Origin of the sequence: Dapis brunnea BLCC-M229, assembly GCF_050015995.1 — a bacterium.
Classification (GTDB): Bacteria; Cyanobacteriota; Cyanobacteriia; order Cyanobacteriales; family Microcoleaceae; genus Trichodesmium.
In genome coordinates, this window is record NZ_JBNHEP010000122.1 from 16,307 (window position 1) to 35,102 (window position 18,796).

The window sequence follows — 18,796 nt, forward strand, 5'->3', positions numbered from 1 at the left end:
AAGATAGATTTAACTAAATTGCTGTTAATGATGTGCGTAAATCATGAAAAGCTATAAATCGATATCGAGATTTATGTTGAGTATATCGTTCAGTTTTTGCTAAATATTTTTGTAGTTTTATCTCTTGTCAGTATTTGCTAAAAGCCATGTTATACCAATTTTATCAAAGAATATTACACACGCTTTGTTTGTAGAGAAAGCTAAACAGAGAACACCGGATATGAGAACATGAAATACCGAATCTGGGAACAAGGAATACCAGATATGGAAACAAGAAATGCTGGATATAGAAACAAGAAACACCGGAACTGGGGAACAGGGAATACCAGAATTCGGAAATAGGAAACACCAGCTCTGGGATTTGTAGATTTGTAGCAAATACTTACTTCAAATAACTTCCAACCCTTCGCCCAGTTTCTCCATCAGGAGAATGTTGTTTATTTTTATTGTTTTTTGAAAAAATAAATATTGAAGAAAATATCCAGACAAAAAATTTTTTTCCACAGTAGACACAATTTGCTTCACTAAGACTACAATGGACGTGCTCAGTTTTAAATTTTAAGAGGTATACAATATGGTAATATCTGCAACTCCCAGTAATGCCAGAGTTTTCGTACTTCCTCAGAGACAAGATTATATCCAGCCTCCACTGGCCAAAACAGTTCCATTAGACAAGATTAGAACAAAATTGGACATGACACTATTAGCCCTCAAGGTTTTAATAGGTATTAATTCTGAGTCCATAGTTCGAGTAGCAAGTAAATTAAATATACCCCCCAAAATTGCTGATGAACTTGCTCTAGCAGTAGGAGAAGAGAAGGGAGAAAAACAGATAGTATCCCAAAATCAACCTCTGAAAGTAGAAGAAGCTCAGAGTTTTATATTAGTTATCTGTCACTTGGCAAAACAAAACCAAGCATTGATTCGTCGTGCAGTGGCGTTAATGGAGCAAATGGGCGCTCAAAATAGTAAACTTCAATCAGTTACTTTATTAAGAGAATATCTTTGTAACTTTAAAAAAGCGTATCAAGATTATTACTGGAATCGTGAAAATACGACACCAGATAACCCAGAAACACTAGCTTTAAAGCTATTAGTTGATTTGTTATTTTATAGCGCTCCTCAAGGATGCAATCGTCTTTTTTCAAGCCTCAAATCTTAATAAAAAAACAATACTATCAACCCATCATTAACAAATCATAATTAATCTAAATTGTGGCAAGAAAAAAAACATAAAATCAATTGATAGAAGTAAAAAATTATAGAGGTAAGAAGAATTAGTTAGTGATAGCAATAGAGGTCATTTCAGTTATTAGTTTGCTACGCACATGAAAAGCCTCCTAGGTCGGATATTCCCTTTTTCCTTACGGAATGCTCCGTAAACATGTCCCATAGCAAAACAGTACCTCCGGCTCAAGCTGGATGTTTGAAATCCGAAATTTTCTTTTTTATCCCCTTGTAGAGCGACAGCTCGCGGCGCAGCCAAGGGGAGGCTTAACACCTTATTTATTGGTCAAACTCCTTAATTCTTAGTTCTCTATAATTTAATACTAATTGAATAAAAGAATCCTACAAGTGCGGGAGTATATATTATGAAATACGAGCTATTTCTCTTGACAACATCAAACACCCATTGGCAAAAATAAATGCTATAAATTCCTCTATCCCGACTCCCGAAGTTAGATGGCAACTCCGACCACTCTCTTACTTACTTACTTACTTACACCAATTCACTTTATAAATGTCATAAATAGTTTCAAAATTTCAATGTGAAATAATTTTCTGAAATTACTGAGCGCGTCAAAGTTTTGAGCCTATAAAATCTTACTTTTAACTTTTAACTTTTAACTTTTGACTTTTGACTTCCGTGAAACGGTATTAACTCCTAGAATTTGTATAACTTGATTGTTTTAGAATGAAGAAAATTCTTACTTAGGTAGTAATAACTAAAAGCTGTAGATGGTATGATTTTAGATTGATATTTAATTCAAATGTTTTCACGAACTTACACTCCCCCAACTTGTACATTAAAAGTGACAGCTAGAGGTTTAGCATTGTTAAGATGGTTTGGTATACCAAGACAACAACGCTTTAGTCTCAGTTTTGACGACCCCAGGGTATCCGAAGCAGAGCATATTACAGTCAAGGGCAATCGCCGTGAACTGGATACTCTCCACAAAGTTGTTACTACTTATGTGCAAGAATTTCTGAATGAATCTCCGAATTTACCCTTAGAGATGGAAAATACAGGAGTAGAAAACGCTAGTAACATACAATCTTATACAAAAATTCAGGAAGAAACTAGCGCAGAATATACTATCGAAACTGCTGATGCTAAAATTGTAAATCCTTATTCCCAACCCCCGATCAAGAATCAAAATATCTATGTACAACCACGGGACTTATTAACCCATGATTTATTTTTGGGGTCTTTGGCAAATAAAGAATCAGGAAAACTTATTTCCCTGAGTATGCTACAACTATTTGACTTAGCGATCGCCCTAGATGAATCTCAAAATGATTTACAGACATTACCTCAGTTTCAGTCTGATGGTGAAGTTAAACCTATTCCCGAATGGTTGCGTACTGCCATACTAATTATAATTACTGCTGGTTTGACTGCTGGCGCAATTAAACTCTATAACCGCTATGTAATAAGTCGACAACAGCAAGATGAAGAAATTGCTACATCAGATTCGATAAGCAATAATAATCAATCAATTCCTCCCCAGACATCTCCAACCCCTATTCCATTACCAACGCCAACAGTACCTGCATCGCCATTACCCACACCACCAACAAATTTACCAACAACAACTATAATCAAACCTTCTCCCATTCCCACACCATCTCCTTTGTTTCCTACACCAAATCCTCCAGCACCACCTGCTCCTAATAATTTACCACCACCTGATTTTTCTCGCACTCCCCAAAACCAGGGAACTACTACTACATTCGCTATTCCCACAGCACCACCACTGACACCTCCGCCAATTCCTCCAGCAGCAATACCTAATTATGGAGTGCCAGTACAACCCATATCTCCTGCGCAACCGCCTCCAAGTCTGCAAACTCAACCTGCTCCAAATCAAGCTCCGTTACCAAATATTAATAGGAGAAGGGTAGAACCTTATTTCGATGTGAGTCGTATTCCGATAAATGTTCCGAGAGCAATTGATTTACCGCCGTTGCAGGATTTAGATCCGGTTGCCGTGCGCGATATCCCAACTACTGTTGAACCTAGTAATGAAAAAAAGAAGTCTAAATATACATTATTTGATAAAATTCCCCAAGTCGCAGAGGTGAGAGAATATTTCGAGAAAAGTTGGGAACCGCCATCAGATTTAGATAAAGATTTGCAATATAGTTTGTTATTAAATGGTGATGGTTCGGTGAAAAAGGTAACTCCTATTAGTCGAGCATCGGTTGAGTTTTATGGTAATACAAATATGCCTCTAGAAGAACAAGCTTTTGTGTCTAATATTGAGGGTGGAAAGACTGCTAAAATTCGATTGGTTTTGAGTCGAGATGGTGAAGTAAAGACTTTTTTAGAGTCTTTGAATTAGTATTTGTAGTGCGGGGATATTGCCCGCTACAGGTGTACCAATACCATTTCTCAAAAACTTTTCTACACTTTCTTGAGCATTAGGAACGTTGCATGCAACGTCCGAGAGCGAGAAGTAAACATAAGAACAATTAACACATTAGGTGGCTAATAATTATCAAAAAGGTTAAAGAGCAAGTGTTATACAAAATTCAAAAAAGGCTGTTACATTCTAATTTGTAATTTATTCCTACAGTTTAATACTTGATGGCTTGCATTCATTGTCAAAATTAAATTTTTTTCCTCCATTTTTTGTCTATTTATCTTTCCTGGTTCCGGCGCTCCGTATTTCCTTTTACCTGTTCTGTCACTGTAGCAATATTTTATGAAAATGGTATTAATTACTTAATAATTGAACTGTCACCTAAGTATAGCATTCGTATAACTGATATGAATATGCTGTAATTATCCTGAGCTAATATCAGATACGGGAGTTGGAATTAGTTTGGGATAATCCAGGTTATAGTGGGCCAAAATTTGCTAAAGCATTCGCGGAGGGTTGCCTCAGGAGTATCGCCAATCCGATCTCAGTAAGAATAGAGATAGTCAAGCGCAATAGACAATTATTTAATTCTCTTCACTTATATTTTTTCTGGCAGGAATTTCAATGATAAATTCACTATATTCTTCTAGTTTGCTTTTCACTTGAATACTGCCATGATGTTGTCCAACAAGAATTTCATAAGTGAGAGATAAACCCAAACCTATTCCTTCTCCAGGTGGTTTAGTCGTTAGAAATGGATCGAAAATTTTATCTTTAATTTTTGAATTTATTCCTGTTCCATTGTCATAGATCCGAATTTCTACTTTTTCTCCTAAGTTGCAGGTTTGTACAGATAAAATAGGAGCAAAATCTTGATTACTGGATTCCTGTTCTAACTTAGTTTTGAGAGCGTAATAGGAATTATCAAACATATTGATAAAAGCCTGAATTAGATCGGAAGATGACACAAAAATTTCACCAATTGACTCATCGTAATTAGTATGAATTTTTATCGGAAAATCCTGTTTTTCCCAGAGACTATGACCAGCAAATTGCAATGATTCCGTTAAAATATTATTCAAATTGCTAAATTGTAACTTACTACTATCAAGTCGTGTGTGTTTTACCATCATTCTAATAATCCGTTCAGCTCTTTTACTATGTTGATAAATTCCATCTGCATTATGTTTTAGCTCATTGAAAATTTCTGTAAAATTCTCAAATTTTTCAGATTCAATTTTATTGGTTTCTAAAGTTAAATCCTCCATAAATTCATCTAGTAACTCTGACGAAAGTTGAGCAAAATTCTGGACAAAATTGAGAGGATTACAAAGTTCATGAGCAATACCTGAAGTTAAAGTACCTAAGTAGGCAAGTTTTTCTTGAGCAATAATCTCCTTTTGGGCTACTTGTAACTCTTGTAATGCTTCTTTAAGCTTTGCTTCTGCTATTATTCTTTGTTTAATTTCTTCTTGGAGTAGTAAATTTTGTTTCTTTAATGTTTTGGTTAATTGTCGCAGTTGTATATGTACTTTTACTCTTGCTAAAACCTCATTTATTTTGATTGGTTTAGTAACGTAATCCACTGCTCCCAGTTCAAAACCGGTAATCTTATCCTCTGTATCTGATAAAGCGGTCATAAAAATTACAGGAATATCTCTAGTTTCTGGATTAGCTTTTAAGCGCTTACAGGTTTCAAAACCATCAATTCCAGGCATTAAAACATCGAGCAAAATAATATCTGGACTATTGTCTATTGCTTGTTTTAAACAACTCTTACCATTCATAGATACTAAAATCTTAAAATTATAGCTCTCTAAAACACTAACTGCTAATTTCATATTGATTGGATTATCATCCACAATTAAAATAGTGCTGTTTACTGCTACAGTTTTACTATTATTCTCAACTATACTCATTTGACTTTATACCTAATTCTAATTTTCCGATATTTATAGGATACTTCTTGCAGAAGTCAGGGAATAGGGAATAGGGAATAGGGAATAGGGAATGAAATCAACAATTTCAAGATATGAAATTGATTTAATTAAAACTTTTGCAAGAGGTCTAGGGTTTTAAAACTTTAATTAATTGTTAGTAAAAATTCACTGACAGCTTTAACAAATTCTCCTGTTGACTCATAAGGTAAAACATTTCGCCCTGATATTTGATTACCTTTTGCTTGAGGCAAATATTTTAAATAAGTGTTCATTCTTTGTTCTGGAATTTCAGTTTTGTCTGTTTTACTAATAGTTGATGCTTGACTTCCTACTAATACTAAAGTTGGTTGATTGATTTGAGCGATCGCCTGACTAAAATCTTGTCTCCAAAAGCCTGCTAAAAAAGAAAAAACAGCATATTGACTTTGGGGATTTTTTGCTCCTTTTTCCAAAGTATCTAACCATTCTTCATCAACTTGATTAGGCTCGGCAAATAATTGTTTTTTTGAGAAAGAATCTAAAAATTTTCTACTGCGTGCATAGATATAAAAAGCTTTACCAATTGGTGAGTAAAAAAGATTTCATCTCAATTTGTTTTGTACAGGTGAAGCAGCTTTTTGTATTAAGTCTAGTTGAGGAGGTCCTGATAAGATTAAACCATGAATTAAATTTGATTTTTGTTGCAGTTTTACTAGAGATACAGCCACAGGAAATAAAGCACCTTGCACAATTAAAATTACTGGTTTTTGCACAATTGTCTCTAAAAAATATTGTAATTGTTCAGCCCAATCTACAGGGTAATATGCCACAGATGGCATATCACTTTCACCACACCCTAATAAATCTGGATTATAAATAAGATTTTGGCAATTTTCCTCCTGCCATAGATAACAAAATCTATGCCAGAAAAATTTAGATAAACCGACGCCAATTGGGTGTATTAGTAATAAAGGTATGCTGGTAGTATCACCTTGTTTTTGCGGATATAATTCATAGGCACAACGATATCCTTTCCAAGTATAGAATTCTGTCATTGGTTAAATAAGAGAGATATTTATTAGATATATTCATACATAAATATATCATATTTGCTCAAAATAATTTATTATTCATTCATACCTTAATAGCTTGACTGCTTCTGTTGGTGGGACTCATCTTCATAAATTGGAAGTAATAATCAAGAAAACTCAACCAATAAATGCTTTCGTCCAATTGAGAAAGTGTGCCGGTCTGGGGAAACATTGGTAGATACTTTATTTGTAAGTAATCAGCTATATATACCATTCATGAAAAGTAAGCATTCAGCCGTCAGCTATCAGCTAAAGAAAGAAGTAAGAAAAGGAGGAAATGTTGAAAAAAAGGTAAAAATGATCATGCTAGATATAGTTGTCTAAAATGAATTAGAGCAGCTCTTTTTAAGCATCCCTAATCAAGATAAATTTATAGTATTCTTTTTTCACGCTTGGTACTAAGGTGTGGTTTTATTGCGCTCGAGCTGACAGCTAATAGCTGAATCCTTACCATGAAAAAAGAATGTTACGAATAATAAGCAGTATTAAAATATTTTATCGGAAATGTCTATTTGACGAAAAAGAGAAATTACGACATAAAAAATGATATCAAACCTATTTATTATGACTCCTGTCTCCTGAATTCTAATAAATAGTATAACCATTTTTAGCAAACATTTATCAATTTGGTATTAGCAGTCAGCATTTCCTAGTTCATGCTCCGTCAACAGCTTGTTTTGTGAATTAAAATTTACATTTATTAGGGATATCTAAAGTTGCCAAATAATTAATTATCAAGGTTTAATTTTTCTCCTTTTTAGTATAAAAAAAATTAAGTTTTTAGGTTTGGTTATTCCTACTTTTAAAAATAAAAGAAAATTATTAATTGTTATGATTTAACTGTTATTATTTAATTTTTATTGGCTCATGTATATATATTAAATTCGGCAAAAATATTAATAAATAAGTAAAAGTATAAGCTAGTTCTGCATAAGTATTCAGCCGTAATACATGAGATTCTTATATATGAAATTATTGACTATTAAAAATGAATAAATATGGCAAACTCAAGCAATGATTAAAAATTATTATCAAAGCACATTAGCTGATTTTTCCTATTAATTAAAAAGCTTTTGGTACAGTATCACCCAGGAAAAGCTGACCGCTAATATCAAATCCGGATGATTAGTTATTTTAGTTATTGCGACTCGAACAGAGTGGAAGGAAATAATCTCAGGGGTTGCACAAGATTGCTTCCCTTTAGTCGCTGCGGACGACTTTTCAACCAGATTCTATATAATACCTGAATGCTTACGATTTTGCTTTTATTCTAAAAATATCTGATTTGAACTGCAAAAATTACTTTTGCCAAAAATATGTAATATGTGGTAAAAAAAAGGTAGCACTAACAACCAAAATAATTCATTGATGGAAACCTTATTCCCCCTACCTCAAACTACACCAATTTTATTGATGATTAGAAAGTTCAAAAGGTGGTACTAGGAAATGAAGAATCTCAACTATCTGCTTTCACAAATAATCAAAAATGGTACTATAGCACTACGCATTTAAGGCGCGGACATTGGTAAATCAAGTTTTCGGAGCATTTGGACACCGAAAAATCTCTGGTGAGATTACTTTTAACTTTTGACTTGCGCGTAGCGCTATACTCTATTTTTCCTAAAATGCTCGACAAAAAATCGTGAATCTGACTAAATATCTTTGTTGTTAAATTATCAACTAAAATTTTACCTTTATACCTTATAGGAGTTTCCTAATATGTCTGACTTTTCCTCCCTAGACCTAGATCGACCCATTGAACAATCATCTTTAACAGACACCCTCCGTCAACCAATATGGATAGCACTCTTTACCTCTGTGATTATCCATGCCATTTTAGGAATTAACTTACCAAAACTATCCCTATTCTCCGAGAAAGCTAAATTACCACCAACAGTAGGATTAGTCGAATTAACACCAGAACAACTCGAACGTCTCCCCCAACCAGAAGAACCAGATATTACATTCTCTACAATACCAGCACCATCAGACTTTTCCCCTATTACACCAACAACTCCAGGTGAAGTACCATCTTTACCCCAATCCCCATCTTCAGAATTACCAACAATACCAGTAGACCCCTCAGACTACAACTTACCAAAATTACCACCCCTAGATTCTACCAGTTCATCCTCTTCTAACTCTTCTTTTTCCACTCCTTCTGTTTCCAGGTTGCCCAGAAATCTCAATCCAACAGAATTTTCCTACAATTATCCATCAATACCAGGTAGATCGCCATTACCAAGAACATCAATATCTCCACTCCCACTACCCAATACAAATCGTCCACCTGCAGACATATTTCAAATTGAACCACCACAAAATCCAAACCAAAGTCAAATAGATGAATATCAAATTAGGAAAAATTTAAACTTGACAGATAAAGTCTATGAATCAGGTTTATCTCGTCGTTCAACTCTAGAGATAGATCCTACAGATGAAACTTCTGTAGCTGAAAACTCTAGAAAATCATACTCAGCAAATTTAAAATTGCCTCCACAACGTTACCAAGATAAAGTGGAAAATAAAACTGCTATTACTCCCACAGAAAATAACAGCAATACTCAACCACAAAAAACATCTGTAGCAACAGCAACTCCTAAAAAACCTTTACCTCCAGACCCGACAAAAAAAAATCGATTGTCAGAAGCACCGATAGTAAGAGAATTACGAGAAGGCAAGACTATTCAAAATATAGCAGAGGAAGCAAAACAACAACAAAAGATAGTTGTTGCCACCCCCTCACCAACCGAAACCAAAAAATCTCAACCAGAAACACCATCTGTTGCTGCTGCTCCTAAACCATCTCCAACTCCAGAAAAAATAAAAGAATTTAAAGGTTCATTATTAGAAAAATTTGAACAACCACAGCAACAAAAGGTTACTGAAATTATCCCTACTCCTAAACCATCTCCAAAACCTAAAGAAAATTTAGCTGCTGCTACTTTGGAAGAAACAAAACCACCAACACCAGAGGTCAAAGTAACACCTTCTATTGCTCCTACTCCTAAACCTTCCCCATCAGTACAATCGCAAGCAGAATTTAAGGGTTCACTATTACAAAAACTACAGCAACAAAAGCAAACAAATGCTGCAGTTATTGAGGAGTCCCAGTCAAGAGAAATAGCTTTAGGTGCTGTTGGTGCTTATATGCAGTGGGCAATAGAATTAGAAGTAGGTGAAGACAGTTTGACTCAACCCAAAGCTATTTCTAATGTTTATCCAGAAGCTGCTTGTGAGCAAAAGTTGGAAGGTAAAGCTACGGTGGGAGTGTTAGTTACTCCAGATGGTACTATTAGTAAAGGACCAAAGTTGTTACTAGAAAGTGGCTCTCCAATGTTAGACGAAACTGCTTTAGATGCAGTAAGAAAGCAATCATTTTCTAGTAGCGATGACTCTAAACTGTATCAGTATGAATTTAATTTTGATAGTTCTAATTGTAGTAGGGAGCAGGGAGTAGGGAGTAGGGAGTAGGGAGTAGGGAGTAGGGAGTAGTGAAAGGGGGTGAATATTTACGATTCATATCTAGATTATACAACCACTAACACGCACCTGATTTATTAAACACTACCCAAATAGTTTTCCAAATTAACTTTAGATCGTATGCAATAGACCATTTTTCCTGATACTCAATATCCATACCCACTATGTCTTCAAAGTCTTTCACACAAGAACGACCATTTACCTGCCATTCTCCAGTAATACCAGGTTTTACATCTAGTCTGCGCCAATGATTACCTTCATAACGTTCGACTTCATCAACAGTAGGAGGACGAGTACCTACTAAACTCATTTCTCCCTTGAGAACATTCCAGAATTGAGGTAGTTCGTCTAAGCTAGTCCGACGCAGGAAATGACCTATAGGAGTTATTCTAGGGTCGTTCTCATTTTTAAAAATGTTACCCTTCGCCTCATTTTTAACTAGGTGCTTCAATTTTTCTGCATCAACCACCATTGAACGAAACTTCCTGATCCGAAAAGTTTTGCCTTTGAAACCACAGCGCACCTGAGTGAAAAATAGAGGACCGGGAGCATTAATTTGCATTAATATCCAAATAGGAATTGCAACTACTCCTACGATCCCTAACCCGATTAAAGCTCCTAAAATGTCAATTAAACGCTTAGCTTTGCTAGTTACAGATGGATGAAGTATTTGTTTATATAAGCTAGCTGAGTATTCTTCTTCTAAAACTGCTAGAGAGTTCATATTGGAAAATACTGATAAGTCAGATGTATTTGTCATTGTTTACACCCTGATTTGATATTTTTAATTATGATTAAAGGCTTTGATCTCAGGAGTGAGAACTAGACTTCTTGTTAAGAGAGGGGGTGGGTGACATGCGGAAACGGAAAAGAAAAAGGAATTGCTGATTTTGGGTATGATTTGTATTTTTTGATAATTGCTAAACTATTGAGTAACAAATACTTGAGATTATTCAATTCTTATTTTCATACCTTGATTCAGCAATGCCAAGAAAAAAAATAGGGAGTAATAATCTTTTGCTACATAAGAATTTTTACTGATTTTCAGGTTAAATGTTGAGGGTGATTTGCCCAAGTTTAACTTTACTTTCTGCGTATTTTCCTCATCATCCAAGACTACTTCACGTAACCCCTGTCTACTTTTTTAGCTGATTGTCACCCCGTGTTTATACATATTTTAGAAGAAGTGCATTGAAGGTGGTAGAGTAAAATACTCAGCTTTACCAAATCTTCACAAATTTCAGCCGTTTTTTTAAAGTTTCTGTGTGATTTTAGTTATTTATCATCTAATGTCACTTAATCCCAAAAAATATCGTTTATAATCACTAGTTTTTCCTATTGTTATCTTTTTCGGTATTTGTAGATTGGATTAAAAATTTAGTAGTTAATTTTACAAAAAAATAGTTTCAGTAAGAAGGCACAAAAAAACCTGCTAGTCTTCCATAGTAAATGATCTAACACCTATTTTTGTATTATTGCGATATACGCAATCATACATTGTTGTGTAGAGTGCTTCACATAAAACCTTGTCAAACAGGTAGAAGTTGAGAGTAGAAAAAAGGACAAGTCTCTTCAGAGATAATAACTACTATAATTATTGAGCAATCTCTAGTAATTTAGACCTGAGTGAAAGACTTTATAATCACTACTGTGAATAATCAAAACTTATTGATAAATAAATAATGAAACGACTAATTTCTCTAATTATCAGCTTACTTATTCTGACAGCTATCTACTGGAAAATTGATTTTACTGGACTAATAAAAGTATTTGAAAATTCTAACCCTATATGGATGATAATCAGTGTAAATATGATAGTTCCGTTGACAATGTTAACTGCTTGGCGATTACAACAGTTAATGCCAAAAAAAGGCAGGAAATCATCATCTTATCTAAATTTTTGGGAAGCAAATCAATTAATTTTAGCTGCTAGTGTATTGAATATGATTTTGCCATCAAAAATGGGAGATATTGTCAAAGCTTATTTCATGAAACAAAGAGGACATTTAGAGGGAAGCTTATCTCTATCTCTAGTGATATTTGAAAAGGCTTGTGATTTAGTTTCTTTGTTAATATGGTGTGCTTTTGGATTGATTGTTTATCCAGAAAAAGATTTATTATTTTGGGTAATGACTGCCGGAGTAACTTTAGGATTAATTATCGGATTATTATTATTATCTTCTCGCAAATTCACCAATATATTTTTTCAAACAGCAAGAAAAATAGCCCCTAAAAAAATATTTTCAAAGATTGATAATCTAGAACTTTCTTGGATAGAAATGCACAGATATTTTTGGCACGACAAAGTACAATTAACCAAAATTGCTACTACTTCAATATTTATCTGGTTCGGACATCTATTACAAATTTGGTTTTTTACTCTAGCTTTGAATGCTTCGGTTCCATTTTTGGCAAGTTTAGCATTATCTCCCTTAGCAATTTTGGCTGGATTATTACCTTTAACTTTTGCTGGAGTTGGTACTCGTGATGCTGCTTTTATTCTGTTTTATCAACCTTATTTTTCTACAGAAGTTGGTGCAGCTTTAGGATTACTTTGTACATCTCGTTATTTATTACCAGCAATTGCAGGTTTACCATTTTTTGGGAAATATTTAATTGGAATGAACAAGATGGAAAGTCTCAGGAAATCTCAATAATACTAGGGAACAGGGAACACTTAACTGGGAACCCACCCCTAACCCCTCCCAGGAGGGGAGTAATTGATGATTTACGGATAATAATTGATTTTATTTTTAATTATTGGAGGTGTCTAATACTTTTAATGCTTCTTAAATACCTCAATACTAATTCCGGTTCTAAAGGCAATGAATTGATAGCTAATAGCTGATGGCTGTTTTGCTACCGCACAACTCCGTTTTTTCCGCAGGAAATACTTACCTTGTGACTCCTAAATAGGGTTTGTTGAAAAAGTCTTATAGTTGAGGGTAGAGTTCAGAATTTGCGAATTCATAATTTAGAGGATTTAGGAGGCAGAAATATCCCTTTATTTTTCTATATTTACCGAATTATTAATTATTAATTGTTAATTAAATAATTGTGGTTTAAAGCCTCCCCTTGGATAGGGGAAAAAAGCGGTAGAGGGATGGCGAGGTCTCCCGCTCTTTACAGAGCCGCTGCGCTAACGCTTGCCTCCAATCTACCAAGAGAAGAAATGATATTTCCCAATCTTCAATCCTCTCGGTTAAAACCCGAGGTAATTATCAATTATTCATTATCAATTAATGAAAGCCTATTCCATGTAAGTTTGGTACAGTGATTCTAGTAGATTTGATTAAAGACATGAAAACTTTATTCAATACTTCAAAAACTATTTAAAAATTTAGTGCCACTGTACCTCATAAACCTGGAATCCGCTGTATCTACTCAAAACCCTAACTTTTTTAGCTTTTTAGACCAAAAATATTGCACTTTTTTTAAGTATAAAAAGGCTAAAATATTTACAGATAAAGGTTTTTAAAATTAATCAGCAAGACCTAAATACTACCAAACAAAATATTACAACTGAAATAGGATTTATATATAGCATTTCTCCCTCTTGGTGAGATACACAAATTTTTGATTTTAGGCAACAACTCCAGAAGGCAACAGGCAACAGCGAATAGGGAATAAGGAATACAAAAAAATACTGTACCTCATTAATATGAGAACCGCTATATCATTTCTATAACTGTTGTTAAGGCGAGAATTTCGCTTTTATTTTTGTTATAATATAAACAATATATTTGATAAAATATCGGATTTGATAGGAAGCTGATTTTGATATTTTATGTTTGAGAATTTTCGTTATTTTTTGCTGGAATTGAGGATGAAAATTATTAGAAGTAAAAAATTAGGTTTACCAGATTTTAAATTTTTCCTTGAAAATCAAATACTGCCATATTTAATTATTGCTTTTGGGGTAGCCATGAGGTTGATTCAATATTTAGCTAATCGTTCCCTTTGGGCAGATGAAGCAGTTTTAGCTCTCAATATTGTCAATCGTTCTTATTTAGAATTACTCCAACCTTTGGATTATGACCAAGGTGCGCCGATAGTTTTTTTAATGGTAGAAAAACTAGCAGTTCAGATATTAGGTAATAATGAATATGCTCTGCGGTTATTTCCTTTTATCTGTGGTGTCGGGTCGTTGTTTTTATTTTATGAATTAGGTAAAAAATTGATTCCTAAATCTGCTGTTATTATTAGTTTAACTTTGTTTGCTAGTTTGCCATATTTAGTTTACTACTCAGCAGAACTTAAACAATATTCTAGCGATGTAGCGATAGCTCTACTTTTATATCTATTATTACTACCTTTAGTGCAGCAAAAATTGAACCGGGGTCAGATAATTAAATATTCTCTGGTCGGAGCGATCGCTATTTGGTTTTCTCATCCTTCTATCTTTATATTGGCAAGTCTTGGCAGTAGTGCTTTACTAATTAATTTTTGGCAGAAAGACTTGAATAAAATTAAACAGTTATTACTCATCTACTCAGCTTGGGTTTTAAGTTTTATCATCTTTTATTTTGTGTCTTTGAGAAATTTAACTGGCAATGAAACTTTAACAACTTCTTGGGGGGATGGTTTTCCTGGTTCCCCTTTTGATATTATTTGGATGTTAGATGCTTTCGGCAAATTTTTCTATAAACCTTTAGGCTTTAGTAAATGGGTTGATGGGTTAGCTATTGTCGCTTTTTTAGTGGGTTGTATTTCTTGTTGGTTGAGCAGAAAAAAAATTTTGTTGCTTTTACTTTCTCCATTATTTATGACTTTTTTAGCATCTTTTTTACACCAATACCCGTTTCGGAGCCGTTTGGTTTTATTTCTCACACCTTATGTAATTTTTCTCATTGCAGAGGGTGGAAGTTATATTTTGACAAAATCGAAATCTCGGCCAATCAAAATTATTAGTATTTTCTTGATTATCTTATTACTGAGGCAACCCTTAGCAAAAGCTATAGACTTGATAGAAGAACCTCTAAATTACTCAGAAATTAAACCCGTGTTGAGTTATATCAAAAAACATCAACAACCAGGAGATATTTTGTATGTTTATCAACGAGGAATACATCAGTTTCAGTATTATGCAGAAAAATATGGTTATCAAGAAGGTAACTATATTATTGGGGTGGATGATTTAGATAAATATGATGGTCAAGAATTATCAATTACTGAGATGACAAGATATGAAAAAGACTTAGACAAACTCCGGGGAAATAAAAGAGTATGGTTATTATTTTCTCATACTCATATTCCAGCAGAAAGAAGATTTTTAAATTATTATCTGAATGAAATTGGTCTCAGAATAGATACTTTTGAAAAGCCAGGGTCTTATGTATATTTATATGATATGAGTTGAGGTCTGGTCTAAATAGGTTGTAATATTTTGTTTTTTCACAAATCATTTCTACAACCTGAGCAATATATAGTCGTTACTATTGTAGGTTGAATAAAAAGTCATGTGGATAGGCAAACTACCCCAGTTAAATTTTATAATATCACAATTTTGGTAAGGATACAACTGAAAATCCTTTGATGCGCGATTTTTAGGAGCTTCATAAAATGAAAATGTTTGTGTTTTTGGGCTGAACAGGGATGGATGGAAAGATTTGATGAGGAAAAAGTAAGTGTTTGTGGCAAGTTACTAAAGATGAACATCTTTACTGATATTGCTCTTTGAAAAAATTCCTGAATATTTTGATTGTCTGTGAGCAGGCAAATTTAGTTGAATAAAAAGTCATACATATAGGCAAGTTATCCGAGTTAAATTTTATGATATCACAATTTTGGTAAGGATGCAACTGAAAATCCTTTGATGGTCGTTTGGAGCTTCATAAAATGAAGATATTTGTGTTGCTGGACTCAAGAGGGATAGATGGAAAGATTTGATGATGGGAAAAGCAAGCATTTTTAGGAAGCTACCAAAGGTGAAAATCAAAGTTTTGCTTTTTCAGTAGCTTTTTAACGGTTCCCTAAACCTATCTTTTCAGTAAAAACATCTGGTGTTGGCAAGGAGGGTATGGCCCACCAGGGATTATGTTGTTGTAACTCCTCCAATTTATAGGAACCAGTAGCAACAGCAATGGACTTAGCACCAATGGCCTGACAACAGCTAATATCATGGGGCGTATCTCCAATGACATAAATTTTTTCTAAGTTAATTTCTCTGACTAATTCTTGGGCACTCGTTAACGCTTGACGAGCGATCGCTTTTCTATCTGCTACTTTATCTGAAAATCCCCCCTGGGTAAAATTAAAATAATTATCTAAACCATAATGAGTAAGTTTTGCTTTGGCTCCGACAGAGGTATTTCCTGTTAGTAATAGAGAAATTACATCATTACGTTGGGGGTGTAAGTAGGAGAGAATTTCTTTTACTCCCTGTAGTATCGCCCCTTGTTTTCTAGTGAGACTTTGAGGTAGATATTCACTATAAACTTGTAATAATTGGTCTATTTTGCCATCATCAGGAGTAATATCCCCTAATTCTAAAATTTGAGCTGCGAGTAAGCGATCTGTTGCTCCTGCTGTATTGAGCTTTGATAAATCTATCTCTTTACCAATTATGTCTCTAGCAGCATCTTCTAGAGCAAAAATACCTGCTCTACCAGTGGTTAATAATGTTCCATCAATATCCCAAAATAGTATTGTAGTCATTTTGATTGGGGTAACTTGTTAATTTTGTTTGCAACAGAAACCTATCATATCCTGTCTCAATGTATATCCAAAAGCTTAAAAAAATTTTAATCCCATCAAATACCCCAAAACCAAATCAGAAAATATTCTGGCTAATTCTCAGTTTAACCTTCGCAACGATATATAGTTTACTAGCACTTAAAGAAGCTTTTAGTGGAGAATATATAGTACAAGATGACGCAAGACAGCACGTTTTTTGGATGCGCCGTTTTTTAGACCCAGAATTATTTCCCAACGATTTAATTGCCGACTATTTTCAGTCTGTCGCACCGTGGGGTTATAAAACTTTTTATTGGCTATTTTCCCAAGTAGGAATAGACCCAATATTCCTGAATAAATTATTGCCTCTGGGGTTAAGTTTGGTAACTTCTGCTTATTGTTTTGGAATTTGTTTTGAGATATTGCCAATACCTTTTGCAGGTTTTATTGCCTCAGTATTATTAAGTCAAAATCTCTGGCTTCAAGACGACATAGCTTCCGGTACACCAAGAGCTTTTTTATATCCTTTATTTCTGGCGGTTTTATACTATTTATTGCGAAAATCATTAGTTCCTTTTTTAGTAGCGATCGCTCTCCTCGGATTATTTTATCCACAATACGTTATCCTGACTGCTTTGATTTTAATTTTCAGATTTTTAGACTGGGAAAAAGGGAGATTTTGTCTTAGCAAAAATCGACTGGATTATATATTTAGTGGAGTAGGTTTAGGAGTAAGTTTACTGGTAATTTTATTTTATGCTTTAAATTCCAGTAATTACGCACCTGTAATTACAGCATCCCAAGCAAAAGTTTTGCCAGAATTTGGCGAAGCGGGTAGAAGTGTTTTTTTCTTACAAAATGCCTGGGATTTTTTCATTCTCGGCAGTCGTAGTGGAGTTCTACCTAAAAAATTATTTCTGCCTCACATATTAATAGTTGGATTATTCTTGGCAATACTTTTTCAGAAGGAAGAAGGAAGAAGGAAGAAGGAAGAAAGGAAAACCTATAACCTTTTTCAGAAGGAAGAAGGAAGAAGGAAGAAGGAAGAAGAGAAAACCTATAACCTTGATAATGGAATAAATTTCCTCAGACAATTACCTTTGGTCAAACAAATAACTCCTAACATTCAATTGTTGCCCCAAATTTTGTTAGCTGGTGTCGCTTTATTTGTGACAGCTCATCTTTTATTATTCAAATTACATTTACCAAGTCGTTACACAAATCATAGTTTTCGGATAGTCTTAGCAATAGCGACTGCCATTGTTTTATGTATAACTTTAGATGGGATTTTTCACTGGGTAAGTCAACAACCATCCAGCAAAAATAGAAGAATTTCAGGATTGATTATTATTGGATTTTTGGGAATTTTATTAATAGGCGAAATTAGCTTATGGAAAAATTTTCCTTACCCCGATTATCAAAAAGGTCAATCCCCAGAAGTATATGAATTTTTTGCTCAAAAACCAAAAGATATTCTAATTGCTTCTCTGTCAGAAGAAGTAAATTATATCCCTACATTTTCTGAACGTTCAGTATTGTTTGCTTGGGAATATGCCATTCCTTATCATCTTGGTTATTACAATCAAATAAAACAGCGAGCTACAGAATTTATTTTTGCTCAATATCATTCAGATATTCAGTGGATGGAAAATTTTATTGATACTTATGAAATAGATTTTTTAATCTTAGACCGCCGAGCATTTATGCCAGAATATGTACTAAAAAATCGTTGGTTGAGACAGTGGTATTATCAAATGGGAAATCAAATTGGAATTAATCTCCAAAATGGAAATATTCCTGCCATAGTTGGCACTATAGATAAATGTTCGGTTTTGGAGACAGAAAAATTATGGATTTTGGAAGCTGAATGTATTGAATAAGGAAATAAGGAAGAAAGAAGAATGTAATAAATGTTGAATTTAGTCTATCAATCAAACCTAGTTTTGACTCTCGTTTGATTGATTAACTAAACCAAGGGAGGTAAGGGAAACTTTTGTTTTTCAGAGAGCTAAAGATTTCAATTTAGAGGAAATTCTATATT

11 protein-coding genes are annotated in these 18,796 nt (G+C 33.9%); 6 read left to right on the forward strand and 5 right to left on the reverse strand.

Going from position 1 to position 18,796, the window contains the following annotated elements:
- Window positions 1-574: 574 nt before the first annotated feature.
- A complete protein-coding gene (locus ACP6PM_RS14625; RefSeq protein ID WP_426585786.1) occupies window positions 575-1,162 on the forward strand; it encodes a DUF3038 domain-containing protein in 588 nt (195 codons plus the stop codon).
- 829 nt (window positions 1,163-1,991) lie between these two features.
- Entirely contained in the window at window positions 1,992-3,566 is a 1,575-nt protein-coding gene (locus ACP6PM_RS14630) for a DUF4335 domain-containing protein (protein ID WP_426585788.1), read from the forward strand.
- 605 nt (window positions 3,567-4,171) lie between these two features.
- On the opposite strand, the gene ACP6PM_RS14635 is transcribed toward ACP6PM_RS14630, so the two are convergent.
- The 3 genes from ACP6PM_RS14635 to ACP6PM_RS14645 all read right to left on the reverse strand — a co-directional run bounded on the left by ACP6PM_RS14635 (window position 4,172) and on the right by ACP6PM_RS14645 (window position 6,561).
- Entirely contained in the window at window positions 4,172-5,506 is a 1,335-nt protein-coding gene (locus ACP6PM_RS14635; RefSeq protein ID WP_426585790.1) for a hybrid sensor histidine kinase/response regulator, read from the reverse strand.
- 164 nt (window positions 5,507-5,670) lie between these two features.
- Entirely contained in the window at window positions 5,671-5,979 is a 309-nt protein-coding gene (locus ACP6PM_RS14640) for an alpha/beta fold hydrolase (RefSeq protein WP_426585792.1), read from the reverse strand.
- A 129-nt stretch (window positions 5,980-6,108) separates the two neighbouring features.
- Window positions 6,109-6,561: an alpha/beta hydrolase gene (locus tag ACP6PM_RS14645; RefSeq protein WP_426585794.1), complete on the reverse strand. Its 453-nt coding sequence runs from the start codon at window positions 6,559-6,561 to the stop codon at window positions 6,109-6,111.
- Window positions 6,562-8,316: 1,755 nt separating this feature from the next.
- On the opposite strand from ACP6PM_RS14645, the gene ACP6PM_RS14650 reads away from it, so the two are divergent.
- Window positions 8,317-10,071 carry an energy transducer TonB gene (locus ACP6PM_RS14650; protein ID WP_426585796.1) on the forward strand — a complete coding sequence of 585 codons (1,755 nt, stop codon included), beginning with the start codon at window positions 8,317-8,319 and terminating at the stop codon, window positions 10,069-10,071.
- 67 nt (window positions 10,072-10,138) lie between these two features.
- On the opposite strand, the gene ACP6PM_RS14655 is transcribed toward ACP6PM_RS14650, so the two are convergent.
- Complete coding sequence (locus ACP6PM_RS14655; protein ID WP_426585798.1) at window positions 10,139-10,840, reverse strand: sugar transferase; 702 nt, start codon at window positions 10,838-10,840, stop codon at window positions 10,139-10,141.
- Between the two features lie 922 nt (window positions 10,841-11,762).
- On the opposite strand from ACP6PM_RS14655, the gene ACP6PM_RS14660 reads away from it, so the two are divergent.
- The gene (locus ACP6PM_RS14660) at window positions 11,763-12,737 is read left to right on the forward strand and encodes a lysylphosphatidylglycerol synthase transmembrane domain-containing protein (RefSeq protein ID WP_426585800.1); all 975 of its coding nucleotides are present in this window, start codon (window positions 11,763-11,765) and stop codon (window positions 12,735-12,737) included.
- Between the two features lie 1,169 nt (window positions 12,738-13,906).
- Entirely contained in the window at window positions 13,907-15,439 is a 1,533-nt protein-coding gene (locus ACP6PM_RS14665; protein ID WP_426585802.1) for a glycosyltransferase family 39 protein, read from the forward strand.
- A 602-nt stretch (window positions 15,440-16,041) separates the two neighbouring features.
- Here ACP6PM_RS14665 and ACP6PM_RS14670 read toward each other — a convergent pair.
- Window positions 16,042-16,737 (reverse strand): HAD family hydrolase, encoded by a 696-nt coding sequence (locus ACP6PM_RS14670; protein WP_426585804.1) that lies wholly within the window; start codon window positions 16,735-16,737, stop codon window positions 16,042-16,044.
- 59 nt (window positions 16,738-16,796) lie between these two features.
- On the opposite strand from ACP6PM_RS14670, the gene ACP6PM_RS14675 reads away from it, so the two are divergent.
- A complete protein-coding gene (locus tag ACP6PM_RS14675) occupies window positions 16,797-18,635 on the forward strand; it encodes a hypothetical protein (RefSeq protein WP_426585806.1) in 1,839 nt (612 codons plus the stop codon).
- The last annotated feature ends 161 nt before the right edge of the window (window positions 18,636-18,796 follow it).